Below are 14,398 nucleotides of genomic sequence, written 5' to 3'. Positions count from 1 at the left end.
CCCTGCACGCAGGGGAGGGAGCAGAGCATCGAGCGCCGGGCTTTTCTCCTCCCTCTGCTTGCGGGGGGAGGCTGGGAGGGGGTCAAGCTTTTGGCTTTTCCTCCAGCACGCGGAAAATCTCCGCCACCACATCGTCCGTGCGCAAAAGCACGTCGTCATTCCAGAAGCGCAGCACGCGGTAGCCCTCGCGCTGCAAGATCTCGGTGCGCCGCTGATCGTACGCCAGGGCATCGAGATGCTGACCACCATCCAGCTCGACCACCAGCCTTGTCGGTACGCAGATGAAGTCCACGATGTAGCCGGCCAATGGATACTGCCGGCGGAATTTGTGGCCGCCCAATTGCTGGCGGCGCAGGAAGTACCAAAGGCGGCGCTCGGCGTCGGTGCTTTCATTGCGGAGTTGGCGCGCGCGTATCCATTGGCGCTGCATGGCGATCCTTCGCTGGGTTGGAGTACGGAAAAGCGTAACCCCCTCCCAGCCTCCCCCTGCAAGCAGGGGGAGGAGCAAAGCGCCGTACTCCCTTCCCCTCGCATCGTGGCATTGCTCCCTCCCCTGCTAGCAGGGGAGGGTTGGGGTGGGGTCGCTCTTGGCTCTTGATTCACCAGCAATCATCCCGCGCCGCTTATACTCAGGCGATCCACCAGGGACGAATCGTCGCAGCGTGAAGCTTCCACTGCCATCGCCTAGCCACTTGCGCGCAACGCCAACGCGGGACGCACGCTGATGGGTCTGTCGCTCACCCCCGACATGATCCTGGTGCTGGGTCTGGTGGGCTTCACCATGATCATGCTGGTGCTGGAGTGGGTCCGCGCCGACATGGTGGCGCTGCTGGTGGTGGTGGTGATCGGGCTGACCGGGCTGATTCCCGCCGATCGCGTGTTCAACGGTTTCGCCGGCAACGCGGTGATCGCGATCATCGCGATCATGATCATGGGCGAGGGGCTGGACCGCGCCGGCGTGCTCAACCTCACTGCGAATTTCGTGATGCGCATGGCGCGCGGCGCGGAGTCGCGCCTCGGCGTGGTGATCAACCTGGTCGCCAGCCTGTTCAGCGCGGTGATCCCCAGCCAGGCGCTGGCGGCGATCATGATCCCGGTCAGCAGCCGGTTGTCGGCGCGCACCGGCGTGCCGTTGTCGCGGCTGTTGCTGCCGATGGCGTTCTGCATCCTCACCGCCACCAACACCACGCTGATCGCGAACTCACCGCTGATCGTGCTGAACGACCTGATCGCCAGCGCCAACGCCAACCTGCCGCCGGGCGCGCACACCATCCCGAAATTCGGCCTGTTCAGCGTGACCCCGATCGGCCTGGCGCTGGCGTTCCTGGGCGTGGGCTACTTCTATTTCTTCGGCCGCAAGTTGCTGCCCGGGCACGAGGACGAGCGGCTCAAGGTGACGCCCGGCCGCACCGAAAGCTATTTTGCCGAGACCTACGGCATCGGCGGCGAGACGGCCGAGCTCACTGTCACCGCGGAAAGCCCGCTGGTGGGCATGAGCATCGGCGAGGCGGAGCAGCTGCACGAGGCGCCGCTGATCCTGGCGATCAAGAGCGGCAACGAGGCGCGCATGGCGCCGCCGGCCGATCACGTGATCTGGGTGGGCTCGGTGCTGGGCGTGCTGGGCCCGCGCGAGCAGCTCAGCCAGTTCGCCAACAACCAGTTGTGCCGGCTGTCGCCGCGCATGCGCCAGTTGGGTGAGTTGTTCAACCCGACCCGTGCGGGTATTTCCGAAGTGGTGATCCCGCCGGTGTCGCGCTTCATCAAGCAGACCATCGGCGACCTGCGCTTGCGCAAGCGCTTCGGTATTTCGGTGCTGGCGGTGAACCGCGGCGACCAGGTGTTTCGCGACGACGTGCGCGCGGTCACCCTGCGCGCGGGTGACACCGTGGTGCTGCACAGCAACTGGCGCGACCTGTCGCTGGCGGCCGAGGACAAGGACCTGGTCGTGGTCACCGACATCCCCAAGGATGAGCAGCGGCCCGGCAAGATTTGGCAGGCGGTCGGCTTTTTCGTGATGGCCAAGTGCCTGGCCCTGTTCACCAACCTCGACCTCTCCGTGGCGATGATGACCGGCGCCATCGCGATGCTGTTGTCGGGCGTGCTGAACATGGACGAGGCGTACAAGGCGATCAACTGGAAGACGATCTTCGTCACCGCCTGCCTGATCCCGCTGGGCTGGTCGATGGATTCCACCGGCACTGCCGCGTGGCTGGCGCAGCAGGTGCTGCATTACCTGGGCGGCGCCTCGCCGTACGTCCTGCAGATCGTGCTGGGCGTGTTGACGCTGCTGTTTTCGCAGGTGATGTCGAACGTGGGCGCCACCGTGATGATGGTGCCGATCGCCATCAGCGTGGCGGTGGCCACCGGCGGCAACCCGTCGGCGTATGCGTTGATCGTGGCGGTGTCCTCGTCCAACACCTTCCTGCTGAGCTCGGGCCACCCGGCGCTGATGATGGTGACGGGCCCGGGCGGCTACCGCAGCAAGGACTTCCTGCGCGTGGGCTTGCCGTTGACGGCGCTGGTGCTGACGGTGACCATCGTGGCGATCAACCTGGTCTTCCGCTGAGAGCTTGGGATTTTTTCAACGCCCCCGTCCAGCCTGAACGTCTCAGGCCAACCACACCTCGTCGCCCTCGACCCGCAACGCCACCGCGCGCAGGCTGTCGCCGCGGCAGGGGCCGGCCACGCACACGCCGGCCTGTCGTTGAAAGCTGGCGCCATGCACGGCGCAGATCAGGGTGTCATCCTTGAGCAGGAATTTGCCCGGCGCGTAGTCGAGGCGACGGCCGGCATGGGGGCAAACATTGCGATAGCCGCGCACCTGCCCGCCATCGCGCAGCAGGATCAGGCTCTGCGCGCCGTCGGCCAGCAAGGCGTCGACCGCCGTCGCCCCGCCGTCGGGAATATCCGTCAACCGGCACAGCGGCAAAATGGTGGTGATTGTGTCCATCGGCACTTGCCTCGGAGGCCGGTGGGCCCCATGGTTACGCCCGCAAGTCATTGATTTTACCACACGGATTTTTAACACATGCACTTCTCACTCCCCTCCATGCGTCGCTCCCGCCACCCGCTGGCCCGTGCCCTGTCGCTGCTGTTGGGTATGGCGCTGGTCGGCTTGCTGCTGGTGTTCGGGCTGGTGGTGGCAGGGGTGCTGATGGTGGGTGGTGTGGTGTTGCTGGCGTGGCGTTACTGGACCAACGGCCGCAAGCTGACGCCGCCCGGGGCAGCGACGCGCGAGCGCCAACCGGAAGTGCTGGAAGGTGAATTCGTGGTGCTGCACCACCGCCGGCCGGTGACTCACTGAGCCCGCCCGCAAGCGCGCAAAACGGTGGCGAGAAGCGGATAATCCAGCGCCGTCTCCGGATAATCCCACCCCACCATGTCCGACCTTTCGACCTGCGCCGCGGCTGAATCGCCGCGCTCCCTGGCCGATCCCCGCGTTCTGATTCCGCTGGCGCTGTTCGCGCTGTTCGTGATCTGGGGGTCGACCTATCTGGGCATCCACTTCGCGCTGGAAAGCTACCCGCCGTTTCTGCTGGCCGGCGTGCGTTTCCTGTGCGCCGGCGTGGTCATGTACGGTTTCCTGCGGCTGCGCGGCATGGCCGCACCGACATTCCCGCAATGGCGCAACGCGGCGTTCACCGGCTTGTTGCTGTTGGGGATGGGCAACGGGCTGGTGTGTTTTGCCGAAGAGCGGGTGAGCTCGGGCATCGCCGCCGTTTCGGTGGCCAGCATGCCGTTGTTCGCGGCGCTGTTTTCCGGCATGTACGGGCAGTGGCCCAACCGGCGCGAAACCATCGGCCTGGCAATCGGCTTCGCGGGTGTGATCGTGCTCAACCTGGGCAGCAGCCTGTCGGGCTCGCCGGTGGGCGCGGTGGCGTTGCTGGTGGCGGCCGCGTGCTGGGCCTTCGGCTCGGTCTGGAGCCGTGGTCGCGACATGCCGCCGGGCCCGATGAACACCGCCGCGCAGATGCTCTGCGCCAGCGTCGCGCTGCTGCTGGTCGGCTATGCCAGTGGCGAACACCTGCCCGCGCATCCCACCCTGCACGCAACATTGGCCCTGGCGTATCTGGCGGTGTTCGGTTCGATCATCGCGTTCAGCGCTTACTTGTACGTGCTGAAGCACGCGCGCCCTGCCTTGGCCACCAGCTACGCCTACGTGAACCCGCCGGTGGCGGTGCTGTTTGGCGTGCTGCTGGCCGGCGAACACGTGGGGCCGTATGACCTGGCCGGCATGGCGATCATCCTGGTCGGCGTGGTGGCGATAACGCTGGCCAAGCAGAAGCGTTAGCCTCGCATTTGCTCCCTCCCCTGCTCGCAGGGGAGGGTCGGGGAGGGGGCGCTCTTGATCTCCGCCAAGGTCAAAAGCTACCCCCTCCCAACCTCCCCCTGCTTTGCAGGGGAAGGGGCAAACGAAACGCCGCCTTTGGCGACGTTGGCACTGATTTCATTGGAGCGGGGAGAGCAGCATGAACGCATCGCAAGACGGCTGGATGGCGCGCGCAGCCCTGCGCAGCGCCGCATGGGCGGAACGCTGGTTTCCCGATGCGTGGGTGTTTGCCGCATTGGGCGTGGTCGTGGTGGCGCTGGCCGCGTTTGCCTTCGGCGCCACGCCGACGGCCACCGTCAACGCGTTCGGCAGCGGTTTCTGGAGCTTGATCCCGTTCACCATGCAGATGGCGTTCGTGGTGATCGGCGGTTACGTGCTGGCCACCGCGCCAGTGGTGGCACGCTTCATCGACGTGCTGGCGCGGGCGCCACGCAGCGGCCGCGGCGCGATCGTCTACATCGCGCTGGTGAGCATGCTGGCGTCGCTGCTGAGCTGGGGCTTTTCGCTGGTGTTCGGCGGCCTGCTGGTGCGTGCGCTGGCACGGCGCACCGATCTGCATATGGACTACCGCGCCGCCGGCGCGGCGGCGTACCTGGGCCTGGGCGCGATCTGGGCGATGGGGCTTTCGTCGTCGGCGGCGCAGTTGCAGGCGAACCCGGCCAGCATGCCACCGGGCCTGCTGGCGATCACCGGCGTACTGCCTTTCAGCCAGACGATTTTCCTGTGGCAGTCGATCGTGCTGACGGCGGTGCTGATCGTGGTGTCGCTGCTGGTGTGCTGGTTCACCGCGCCGTCGGATGCGAATGCGCGCACCTCGAAGGATTTCGACATCGGCGAAAGCTCCACGCCCGCACTGCCGCCGCGCACGCGACCGGGCGAATGGCTGGAATACAGCCCGCTGCTGTCGCTGGCGATCGGCCTGCTGGGGCTGGGCTGGCTTGGCCACGAATTCGCCAGCAAGCCGGCGGTGACCGCGATCGCCAACCTCAACACCTACAACTTCCTGTTCCTCACCCTGGGCATCCTGCTGCACTGGCGTCCGCGCAGCTTCCTCGACGCGGTCCATCGTGCCGTGCCCAGCACCGCGGGCGTGCTGATCCAGTTTCCGCTGTACGGCGGCATCGCCGCCCTGCTCACCCACGTGCCGGGCGCCGACGGCGCGACGCTGGCACACCGGTTGTCGAACCTGTTCGTGCACATCGCCGGCCAGGAAAGCTTCCCCGCGGTGATGGGCGCGTACTCGGCAATCCTGGGTTTCTTCGTGCCTTCCGGTGGCGGCAAGTGGCTGGTCGAGGCGCCGTACGTGATGCAGGCGGCAAACGACCTGCACGTGCATCTGGGCTGGGCGGTGCAGGTGTACAACGCGGCCGAGGCGCTGCCCAACCTGATCAACCCGTTCTGGATGCTGCCGCTGCTGGGCGTGCTCGGATTGAAGGCGCGCGACGTGGTCGGCTACACCTTCGTGCAGCTGGTGGTGCACGTGCCGCTGGTGCTGGGCATGCTGTGGCTGCTGGGCCTGACGCTGGAGTATGTGCCGCCAGTGATGCCTTGAAAGCCGGGATTCGGGATTTGGAAGAGCCGCCAATCAGCGCGCTGCCCGTAGGAGCGCACCCTGTGCGCGATGCTTTTGCTTTTGCTTTTGCGAATCCCGAATCCCGAATAAAGGCATCGCGCACAGGGTGCGCTCCTACATGGCTACAGCTCGCGCAGCGCCGTGGTCACCGGCAGCCTGGCGGCGCGCACGGCGGGGAACAGGCCGCCGACGAAACCGATCGCCATCGCCCACTTGATGCCAAGCCACAGCAGTTCCGGCGACACCTTGAACTGAAACACCACCTGGCTGAAGTTCGCACCCAGCGTGGAGGCGGTATAGCCGTTGAAGATCAGCCAGCTGATCAGCCCGCCCAGCACGCCGCCGAGCAGCGCCAGCAGCATGGTTTCCATCAGCACCGAGACCACCACCGGCAGGCCGCGGAAACCGATCGCGCGCAGCGTGGCGATCTCGCGGGCACGTGAGGCGATCGCCGCGAACATGGTGTTGAGTGCGCCGAAGATCGCGCCGATCGCCATGATCACGCCCACCGTGATGCCGACGATGCGGATCACCTTGGTGAGGCTCTCGGACTGCTTGCTGAAGTACTCGCGGGTGGTGCTGACGTCGACCTTCAGGCGCGGGTCGCTGGACAGCGCGGCCTTGAACGTGTCGAACGCCTGCGGCGAGGTCAGCCGCACGGTCACCGACTGCGCGCTGCTGCCGCGGCGGTAAGCCGAGGCCACCGTCTGCGCGTCGCCCCACAGCTCCGAGTCGTGCGAATCGCCCGACGCGAACTCGCCCACGATGGACCATTCCTGCCCAGCCAGGCGCAGCCGGCTGCCCACGTCCAGCCCCGCGAACTGGCGCATCGCGCCCTGGCCCACCACCAGCTCGCGCAGGCCGGGCTTGAAGCGGCGTCCCTGCACGATCTTCACGTTGGGCCGCAGGATCCACGCCTCATCGCCCACGCCGCGGATCGGCACGTTCGCCTCGATGCTGGCGTCGTTGCGCTTGGGCAGGTTGGCAACCACCGACTGTTCCGCCGATGCCACCGGTTTGCCGTCGGCGCTGCGCGCCACACCCGGCGCCTGGATGATGACGTTGACGCTGTCGCGGTCGAGCACCGAGTTCAGCTCGGCATTGGAGCCGCCGCGCAGCACGATCGCGGTGTCGTCCGAGCCGGTCTGCTGCAAGGTGCTCTGGAAACCCTCGCCCATTGCCAGCATCGCCACCAGCACGCCGACCACGCCGGCGATGCCGACCACCACCACCAGCGAGGCGCCGATGCGCTGGCGCAAGGTGCTGATGCCCACGCTGGTGATCGAGAGGGTTTGCCGACCGCGCCGGGTCAGCACCAGCCACAGCGCCAGCACCGCCACCAGCGCCAGCACGGCGGTCCACGGCAGGCGCGACCAGATCAGCAGGCCCGCGATCACGATGGCGACCAGGCCGAGGCCGCGCAGGAAGGACTTGAATGTGCGCATATCCGATTCTCCTCAGCGACCGGCCAGTGCATCGACGATGTTCAACCGCATTGCCCGCCACGCCGGCAACGCGCCCACCACCAGCCCGATCAGCACCATCAAGCCCACGCCCATCGCCCAGCTGCCGGCACCCACCGGCGGCAGGTTGATCATGCCGCCGCTGCCCTTGCCGATGGCCGGCGCCAGCACCGCGGCCAGGCCCAGCCCGATCACGCCACCGATCAGCAACAGCAGCACCGATTCGGCCAGCACCAGCGCCAGCACGCTGCGGCTGGAGAAGCCGATCGTCTTCAGCACCGCCAGCTCCGACGTGCGCTCGCGCACCGCCTGCGCCATGGTGTTGGCGGTCAGCAGGATCAGGGTGAAGAACACCGCGCCCATGATCGAGCCCACGATCAGGCCGATGTCGCCCAGCTGCTTGGCGAACGAGGCACTGAAGGCCTGCTCGGTCTGGGTCTTGGTTTCATGGTCGGAGTTGGCCGACAGCGCGTCGATCGCATGCGCCACCCGGTCGCCCAGCGCCGGGTCGGTGAGCCGGTCGACGTACCAGCCGACCGTGCCGTTGCCGAACGCATTGGCCTCGTCGAAATATTTCCAGTGCAGCATGAACAACTGGTCCATGCCGTTGGCCGCGTCCTTGTCTACCGTGTAGATGCCCTCGATGTCGAAGGTCCAGGTCTTCGAGCCGTTTTTCAGCGGGAAGATGGTCGACTGCAGCGGGATCTTGTCGCCTACCTTCCAGCCGTACTTCTGCGCCAGCTTGTCGCCGATCACCGCACCGGTGCGGTTGCCGTCGAAGGCTTTGCGCTGCTCGGCCGACAGGTGGATCTCCGGATACAGGTCGAGGTAGTTCGGGCTCACCGCATAGCTGAAAACGAAGTTCTTCGGGTCCTGGTAGATGCCGCCGAACCAGTTCGCGTGGCCCACGTCGCGCACGCCCGGAATCGCGGCGATGCGCGTGCCCAGCGATTCGGGCAGGGGCTGGATGATCGAGTAGCGCGACGAGGTGACCAGCCGATCCACGCCGACGATGCCCTGGCTGCCGGAGTCGAACGCGGTGCGTACCGCGTCGAGCATGCCGAACAGCAGGAATGCGGCGACGATCGACACCAGGGTCAGCACAGTGCGGGTCTTGCGCCGGAACAGCGCCGCCCAGATCAGGTGCAGGTATTTCATGACCGCCTCCTCACGCCGTGGCCGATTCGACGAGCGTGCCCTTGTCCAAATGCAGCGTATGGCTGGCGTATTCCGCCGCCTTGGGATCGTGGGTGACCATCACGATGGTCTTGCCGTGATCGCGATTGAGCTGCTGCAGCAGGCCCAGCACATCCTCGGCGGATTGGCGATCCAGGTCGCCGGTAGGCTCGTCGCAGACCAGCAGCGCGGGGTCGGAGACGATCGCGCGGGCGATCGCCACACGTTGCTGCTGGCCGCCCGACAGTTCGCTGGGCTTGTGGCTGGCGCGATCGGCCAGGCCCACCAGTTGCAGCGCGATGGATGCGTTCTTCTTGCGCTGCGCCGCCGACAGCTTGGTCAGCAGCAGCGGCAGTTCCACATTGCGCTGCGCCGACAGCATCGGCATCAGGTTGTAGAACTGGAAGATGAAACCGACATTCGACGCACGCCATTTCGCCAGCGCGCCGCCGCCGAGCTGGTCGATGCGCTGGCCACCCACGCTGATGCTGCCGGCGCTGGGCGTGTCCAGGCCGCCGATCAGGTTGAGCAAGGTGGTCTTGCCCGAGCCGGACGGGCCCATCAGCGCCAGGAAATCTCCTTCGGCGATGTCCAGGTTGACGTGGTGCAACACTTCGACCTTCTGCTTGCCGCGGGTGTAGCTCTTGGCGAGGTTCTGGATCTCGATCAGCGTGGCCATGGCGTTCTCCGACGATGTGCGGTCTTTTGTGGGAGCGACTTCAGTCGCGATGCTCTGCTTCTTGAATCCCCGGGAAGCATCGCGGCTGAAGCCGCTCCCACAGGGATCTGGAAATTTACGGTTTCGCTATCTGGACGTCCGAACCATCCTTCAATGCCGGCGGCGGCGACACCACCACGCTTTCGCCCGCACTCACCGCGGCGGGCAACAAGCGCAGGTCGCCATAGGTCCGCTCGGCCGGCGTCACCGTGCGCTGATGCACCTGCTCACCGTCGAGCACGAACACCACGCTGTGGCCGTCGCGCTGCACGATCGCCGTGGCCGGCACCAGCACGCCTTGCGGCGCGGCGGCGCCCGCCTTCGCCTTTTCTTCCAGGAACGACACCCGCGCGCCCATGTCCGGCACCACCCGCGCGTCCTTCTGCTCCAGCGCCACACGCACCTTGATGGTGGCCTTGCCGCGGTCGGCGGTGGGCACGATGGCGACCACGTGGGCGGGGATTTTCCAGTCCGGGTACGCGTCCAGCACCGCTTCGGCCGGCATGCCCGGCTTGACCCGACCGATGTAGGCCTCGTTGACGTCGACGTCGATTTCCAGCGAATCCATGTCCACGATGGTGCCCACGCCGGTGCGGGTGAAGCCGCCGCCGGCGGACAGCGGCGAGATGATCTCGCCGACCTGCGCGTCCTTGGTGGTGACCACGCCGCTGAACGGCGCGCGCACCACGGTGTAGTCGAAATTCACCTTGGCCACTGCTGCCTGGGCATCGGCGGCATGCGCCTGCTGGCGCTGCGCGGCGAGCTGGGCGCGCAGGCTCTCGACCTGGGTTTGCGCCTGCTCGGCACTTTGCCGCGACACCAGCCCACGCTCCACCAGTTGCTGCTGGCGCCTGGCGTCGTGTTCGGACTGCTTCAATTGCGACTGGTACTGCGTCACCAGCGCATGCGCCGCATCGGCCTGCGCCTTCACCGCGGCGAGCGTGGCCTTGTAGCCGCTGTCGTCCAGCCGCGCCAGCACCTGGCCCTTGGTGACGCGGTCGCCCTCTTCGATCAGCACGGCGGTGAGCGTGCCGGTGATCTGCGCCGACACGGTGGCCTGGCGCCGCGCGGTGACGTAGCCGGTGGCCTGCAGCACCGCGCCGGACTCACCCGCGGCGGTGGGCGCCACGGCGGTGGCGGTTTTCACCGGCAGCGGCCGCTGGCCCAGCCACAGCCAAGCGCCGCCGCCAAGCAAGGCGAGCAGCACCAGCACGCCGGCGGCGATCCACGGCCAGCGGCCGGGGCCGCTGTCGTGCGCCTCGCGCTGGTTGCGATCGATGCGCAGTTCCTTCAACAGCTCGGCGTTGTCCACCCTTACTCCCCGACCGGTTTGCCCGGTGTGCGATGCATGCAAGATTGATCGATCGACCGCGGCGTGGTCAGGGTGCGGCATCAGCCATCGTCGATGACAGCTGTCACCCGGTTCCGAACGTCGCATTGCACTTCGGTTTGCTACGCTTGGCGGATGACCTACATCATCGATCCACCCGCCATTCCCAGCCTGCCCGTCATCGGCAGCGACCAGCGTTTTGCCGTACGCCGCGTATTCTGCATCGGCCGCAATTATGCCGATCATGCTGCCGAAATGGGCAGTACGGTGGATCTGGAACAGCCGATGTTTTTCTGCAAGCCGGCCGACGCCGTGGTCAGTGATGGCGCCGACGTGCCGTATCCGTCGGCCACGGCATCATTGCACCACGAAGTCGAGATGGTGGTGGCACTGGCTGCCGGCGGTACCGACATCGAGGCCGGCAAAGCGACGGCGCTGATCTTCGGCTACGGCGTCGGGCTGGACCTGACCCGCCGCGACCTGCAGGCGCAGGCCAAGAAAAAGGGCCACCCGTGGGACGTGGCCAAGGGATTCGACCATTCCGCACCCGTGTCCGCCTTGCGACTGGCCGCGGAAGCCAGCCCGAACACGAACACCGTGCTGCGACTGGAAGTCAACGGCGAGCAGCGCCAGCAGACCACGCTGGAGCACATGCTGCATGGCGTACCGCAGATCATCGCCGCGCTGTCCCGGCTGTTCGAGCTGAAGGCCGGCGACCTGATCTTCACCGGCACGCCGGCCGGCGTGGCCGCGTTGCAACGCGGCGACCGCTTTCACGCCGAGCTGGTGGACGTGGCCGAACTGGACGGCCGGATCGTCTGATCCCACCGGGCCAAAGCCGTGGGGTTTTCCCTGTCCGTACACGCGACGAGGGGTTACAGTCGCCATGCCATTCGGCTCGACAAGGGAGTATCTGCAGCATGAGCATGCTTAGTGAGTTCAAGGCGTTCGCCATGCGAGGCAACGTCATCGACCTGGCGGTCGGTGTGGTGATCGGCGGGGCATTCGGCAAGATCGTCACCTCGCTGGTGGATCAGATCATCATGCCGCCGATTGGCTGGCTGACCGGCGGCGTCGATTTCAGCAACCTGAAATGGGTGCTGCGACCGGCCGATGCCACCGACCCCGCGCACAAGGTGGCGGAGGTGGCTATCCAGTACGGCGCGTTCATCAATACGCTGATCCAGTTCCTGATCATCGCGTTCGCGATCTTCCTGGTGATCAAGGGCATCAACAAGCTCAACCGCAAGCAGGAAGAAGCCCCCGCTGCACCGCCGGCCGACGTGGCCTTGCTGACCGAAATCCGCGACCTGCTGAAGAACCGCCAGTAAGGTAGCCATCCCCGTGGGAGCAGCTTCTTGTGGGAGCGACTTCAGTCGCGATGCTTTTGCCTTGGAGCCCCGGAGCAAAAGCATCACGGCTGAAGCCGCCCCTACAATGACTTTTGGCCCAAGCGTGGCCAGCTCACCACGCCATAATCGGGGTTTGATCCGCGGAGTTCCCCGATGCGCCGTCTTCCCTTCACCTTGCTCGCCGCCAGCCTGCTGTTGGCCAGCGGCATCGTCAGCGCCGCCACCGCCATTCCCGCAACAGCCGTAAAGACGGCCGAACAGTTGCGCGACCGCGCCCTGCACGACGACACCGGCTACCGCATCGTCGCCTCGCTGACCACCGAGGTCGGTGCGCGCCTGGCCGGCAGCGAAGCCGACCAGCGCGCCCGCGACTGGGCCGTGGCAAAATTCAGGGCGCTCGGCTACGACAAGGTCTATACCGAAGCGGTCACGTATCCGAAGTGGGTACGCCGCAGCGAACACGCCGCGATCGTGGCGCCATTTCCGCAGCCATTGGTGGTGACTGCGCTGGGCTATTCGCCGGGCACGCCCGCGGGCGGTCTCAGCGCGCAAGTGGTGAAGTTCGACAGCCTGGACGCCTTGAAGGCGGCCGACCCGGCCAGCGTGAAAGGCCGCATCGTCTACGTCGGCTATCGCATGCAGCGCGCCAAGGATGGCCACGGCTACGGCATGGGGTCGGCCGTGCGTACCGCCGGCCCGGTGATCGCGGCCGCCAAGGGCGCGGCTGGCTACCTGCTGCGCTCGGCGGGTACCGATGCGCACGAACGCATCGCCCACACCGGCGTCACCGGCTTCCGCGACCCGTCCAAGGCGATTCCCGCCGCCGCCCTTTCCAACCCCGACGCCGACCAGTTGGAGCGCGCGCTGGCCTACGGCAAGCCGGTGACGGTGAAGCTGGATCTGGACTGCGGCCTCGACGGCGAATACACCGGCGCCAACGTGATCGGCGAGATCACCGGCCGCAAGCATCCCGAGCAGGTGGTCGCCATCGGTGGCCATCTGGATTCGTGGGATCTCGGCACCGGCGCGATCGACGACGGCGCCGGCGTGGCCATCGCGATGGCGGCCGGCAAACTGATCGGCGACCTGCCGCAGCGCCCCGACCGCACCATCCGCGTCATCGCATTCGCCAACGAGGAGATGGGCCTGTGGGGCAGCCGCGCCTACGCCGAAAAACATGCCGGCGAGGTCAGCCAATTCCAGCTGGGCACGGATTCCGATTTCGGCGCCGGCCCGGTCTGGCGCATGAGCGCCAGCGTGAAGCCCGACGCGCGCGCCGCCGTCGCGCAGATCGCCAACGTGCTGGCACCGCTCGGCGTGGCCTACGACGCCAAGCGCCCCGGCGGCGGCGGATCGGATCTGTCGCAGATGCACGCCAAGGGCATGGCCGCACTGTCGCTGACCCAGGACGGCACGAAGTACTTCGACTGGCACCACACCGCCAACGACACACTGGACAAGGTCGACCCGCAGGAACTGGCGCAGAACGTGGCCGTGTATGCCGCGTTCTCCTATATGGCCGCGCAGGCGGATGGCGATTTCGGCTCGGCGCCTGGCGCCTTCGCCAAAGACGGCACCAACGAATAGCTCCGCGTACCAGCAACACGACAACTGGAGACAAGGCGACGTGCCTCACCGTCGACAAACGGGAAGCCCTGAAGGCACTGCCGCGCGGGCATGAATGGATCTGGTGCGGCCTCCCCCCGGGGCACCCTCACCTGCCGATGTTGCAGATCCTGCAGCAGGGTTCCTGCCGGGCTTGGCGCCCTACTTCGCGGGGTTCAACGCCGCCTTGATCTTGTCGTTGTCCAGGTATCTCTCCAGGTCGGACATGCCCTTCGCCACTTCCGGGTTGGAAAAGAGCTCCCTGCCAGCCACCTGTCCAAGTACGGTGAAGGCCGCGCCGATGGCGGTATTGCCCTCATATCGCACGGCCAGTTGCATCTCCGACTTGCAGGTGACCGTCACCAGCGACTCGAACAATTTGGCCATGTCGACGTTGAACGCCTTGCGCTGCGCATCCGGAAGAGTGACGAATTTGGCCACGGATGGATTCAACGACATCGCCGAGAACATCCAGTTGACCAGAACCCCCTTCTGTTCCGGCGTCGTCTTGGAAACGAGGCACTTCGACAAATCATCCGTATACACGCCAGCAGTCGCCGGCAGTGAGGCAACGGCAAGCAGGGTGAGCAGTGCGGAGAAGGTGATGGCACGTCGTTTCATCATGTTCGGAAAGACTCGCTGCAGAAATGGAAAAGGTCGATACGGAGAGCCATGAGACACCGCGGGAGCATCCGCCTTGGATGGTTGACTTGAGGCCGCCCACTCCCCGGCCTCGATGCACCTGATGGTGTCGTGGCGCGGCTGCAAACCGAAGAGATTGTCCCCTTGCGCACTATAACCCCGGGAAAGAACCTGGCGAAGTCTGCGGGCCGAAGCGGGGAAATCCAGGT

At 66.3% G+C, this 14,398-nt stretch carries 14 protein-coding genes; 7 read left to right on the top strand and 7 right to left on the bottom strand.

All coding sequences use genetic code 11. From position 1 onward, the window contains the following. Positions 1-82 precede the first annotated feature (82 nt). Complete coding sequence (locus ACFPK0_RS13370) at positions 83-430, bottom strand: endonuclease domain-containing protein (RefSeq protein ID WP_377341407.1); 348 nt, start codon at positions 428-430, stop codon at positions 83-85. Between the two features lie 294 nt (positions 431-724). Between ACFPK0_RS13370 and ACFPK0_RS13365 the strand changes: the two genes are divergently transcribed. After that, positions 725-2,566, top strand: coding sequence for an SLC13 family permease (locus ACFPK0_RS13365; RefSeq protein ID WP_377341405.1), 1,842 nt, complete (start codon positions 725-727; stop codon positions 2,564-2,566). A gap of 42 nt (positions 2,567-2,608) precedes the next feature. On the opposite strand, the gene ACFPK0_RS13360 is transcribed toward ACFPK0_RS13365, so the two are convergent. Further along, complete coding sequence (locus ACFPK0_RS13360) at positions 2,609-2,950, bottom strand: Rieske (2Fe-2S) protein (RefSeq protein ID WP_377341403.1); 342 nt, start codon at positions 2,948-2,950, stop codon at positions 2,609-2,611. Between the two features lie 78 nt (positions 2,951-3,028). On the opposite strand from ACFPK0_RS13360, the gene ACFPK0_RS13355 reads away from it, so the two are divergent. From ACFPK0_RS13355 to ACFPK0_RS13345, 3 genes are all read left to right on the top strand, one after another. Then, positions 3,029-3,304 (top strand): hypothetical protein, encoded by a 276-nt coding sequence (locus ACFPK0_RS13355; RefSeq protein WP_377341401.1) that lies wholly within the window; start codon positions 3,029-3,031, stop codon positions 3,302-3,304. Between the two features lie 75 nt (positions 3,305-3,379). Then, positions 3,380-4,291: a drug/metabolite exporter YedA gene (gene yedA / locus ACFPK0_RS13350; RefSeq protein ID WP_056085019.1), complete on the top strand. Its 912-nt coding sequence runs from the start codon at positions 3,380-3,382 to the stop codon at positions 4,289-4,291. Between the two features lie 202 nt (positions 4,292-4,493). Next, complete coding sequence (locus ACFPK0_RS13345; protein ID WP_377341494.1) at positions 4,494-5,882, top strand: short-chain fatty acid transporter; 1,389 nt, start codon at positions 4,494-4,496, stop codon at positions 5,880-5,882. Between the two features lie 143 nt (positions 5,883-6,025). Here ACFPK0_RS13345 and ACFPK0_RS13340 read toward each other — a convergent pair whose 3' ends face one another. The 4 genes from ACFPK0_RS13340 to ACFPK0_RS13325 all read right to left on the bottom strand — a co-directional run bounded on the left by ACFPK0_RS13340 (position 6,026) and on the right by ACFPK0_RS13325 (position 10,572). Then, positions 6,026-7,348 carry an ABC transporter permease gene (locus ACFPK0_RS13340; RefSeq protein ID WP_056607670.1) on the bottom strand — a complete coding sequence of 441 codons (1,323 nt, stop codon included), beginning with the start codon at positions 7,346-7,348 and terminating at the stop codon, positions 6,026-6,028. Positions 7,349-7,360: 12 nt separating this feature from the next. Then, positions 7,361-8,524 (bottom strand): ABC transporter permease, encoded by a 1,164-nt coding sequence (locus ACFPK0_RS13335; protein WP_377341399.1) that lies wholly within the window; start codon positions 8,522-8,524, stop codon positions 7,361-7,363. 10 nt (positions 8,525-8,534) lie between these two features. Next, the gene (locus ACFPK0_RS13330) at positions 8,535-9,221 is read right to left on the bottom strand and encodes an ABC transporter ATP-binding protein (RefSeq protein ID WP_056607673.1); all 687 of its coding nucleotides are present in this window, start codon (positions 9,219-9,221) and stop codon (positions 8,535-8,537) included. Between the two features lie 115 nt (positions 9,222-9,336). After that, positions 9,337-10,572, bottom strand: coding sequence for an efflux RND transporter periplasmic adaptor subunit (locus ACFPK0_RS13325; protein WP_377341396.1), 1,236 nt, complete (start codon positions 10,570-10,572; stop codon positions 9,337-9,339). Between the two features lie 153 nt (positions 10,573-10,725). Between ACFPK0_RS13325 and ACFPK0_RS13320 the strand changes: the two genes are divergently transcribed. The 3 genes from ACFPK0_RS13320 to ACFPK0_RS13310 all read left to right on the top strand — a co-directional run bounded on the left by ACFPK0_RS13320 (position 10,726) and on the right by ACFPK0_RS13310 (position 13,529). Beyond that, the gene (locus ACFPK0_RS13320) at positions 10,726-11,412 is read left to right on the top strand and encodes a fumarylacetoacetate hydrolase family protein (RefSeq protein ID WP_377341394.1); all 687 of its coding nucleotides are present in this window, start codon (positions 10,726-10,728) and stop codon (positions 11,410-11,412) included. Positions 11,413-11,510: 98 nt separating this feature from the next. Beyond that, positions 11,511-11,921, top strand: a complete 411-nt coding sequence (gene mscL / locus ACFPK0_RS13315; RefSeq protein WP_056084996.1) for a large-conductance mechanosensitive channel protein MscL — start codon at positions 11,511-11,513, stop codon at positions 11,919-11,921. Positions 11,922-12,095: 174 nt separating this feature from the next. After that, entirely contained in the window at positions 12,096-13,529 is a 1,434-nt protein-coding gene (locus ACFPK0_RS13310) for a M20/M25/M40 family metallo-hydrolase (protein WP_377341392.1), read from the top strand. Between the two features lie 180 nt (positions 13,530-13,709). On the opposite strand, the gene ACFPK0_RS13305 is transcribed toward ACFPK0_RS13310, so the two are convergent. Then, a complete protein-coding gene (locus ACFPK0_RS13305) occupies positions 13,710-14,168 on the bottom strand; it encodes a hypothetical protein (RefSeq protein ID WP_377341390.1) in 459 nt (152 codons plus the stop codon). Positions 14,169-14,398 lie beyond the last annotated feature (230 nt).

The sequence above is a fragment of the Rhodanobacter ginsenosidimutans genome (assembly GCF_042655685.1).
GTDB classification, from domain to species: Bacteria; Pseudomonadota; Gammaproteobacteria; order Xanthomonadales; family Rhodanobacteraceae; genus Rhodanobacter; species Rhodanobacter ginsenosidimutans.
This window is presented reverse-complemented; position numbering and strand designations above follow the sequence as displayed.

Coding starts and splice junctions, on each gene's coding strand:
- ACFPK0_RS13360 (WP_377341403.1), bottom strand. CDS start 2,950: ATGGACACAATCACCACCATTTTGCCGCTGTGCCGGTTGACGGATATT.
- ACFPK0_RS13355 (WP_377341401.1), top strand. CDS start 3,029: ATGCACTTCTCACTCCCCTCCATGCGTCGCTCCCGCCACCCGCTGGCC.
- ACFPK0_RS13340 (WP_056607670.1), bottom strand. CDS start 7,348: ATGCGCACATTCAAGTCCTTCCTGCGCGGCCTCGGCCTGGTCGCCATC.
- mscL (WP_056084996.1), top strand. CDS start 11,511: ATGAGCATGCTTAGTGAGTTCAAGGCGTTCGCCATGCGAGGCAACGTC.
- ACFPK0_RS13310 (WP_377341392.1), top strand. CDS start 12,096: ATGCGCCGTCTTCCCTTCACCTTGCTCGCCGCCAGCCTGCTGTTGGCC.
- yedA (WP_056085019.1), top strand. CDS start 3,380: ATGTCCGACCTTTCGACCTGCGCCGCGGCTGAATCGCCGCGCTCCCTG.
- ACFPK0_RS13335 (WP_377341399.1), bottom strand. CDS start 8,524: ATGAAATACCTGCACCTGATCTGGGCGGCGCTGTTCCGGCGCAAGACC.
- ACFPK0_RS13370 (WP_377341407.1), bottom strand. CDS start 430: ATGCAGCGCCAATGGATACGCGCGCGCCAACTCCGCAATGAAAGCACC.
- ACFPK0_RS13330 (WP_056607673.1), bottom strand. CDS start 9,221: ATGGCCACGCTGATCGAGATCCAGAACCTCGCCAAGAGCTACACCCGC.
- ACFPK0_RS13305 (WP_377341390.1), bottom strand. CDS start 14,168: ATGAAACGACGTGCCATCACCTTCTCCGCACTGCTCACCCTGCTTGCC.
- ACFPK0_RS13365 (WP_377341405.1), top strand. CDS start 725: ATGGGTCTGTCGCTCACCCCCGACATGATCCTGGTGCTGGGTCTGGTG.
- ACFPK0_RS13345 (WP_377341494.1), top strand. CDS start 4,494: ATGGCGCGCGCAGCCCTGCGCAGCGCCGCATGGGCGGAACGCTGGTTT.
- ACFPK0_RS13320 (WP_377341394.1), top strand. CDS start 10,726: ATGACCTACATCATCGATCCACCCGCCATTCCCAGCCTGCCCGTCATC.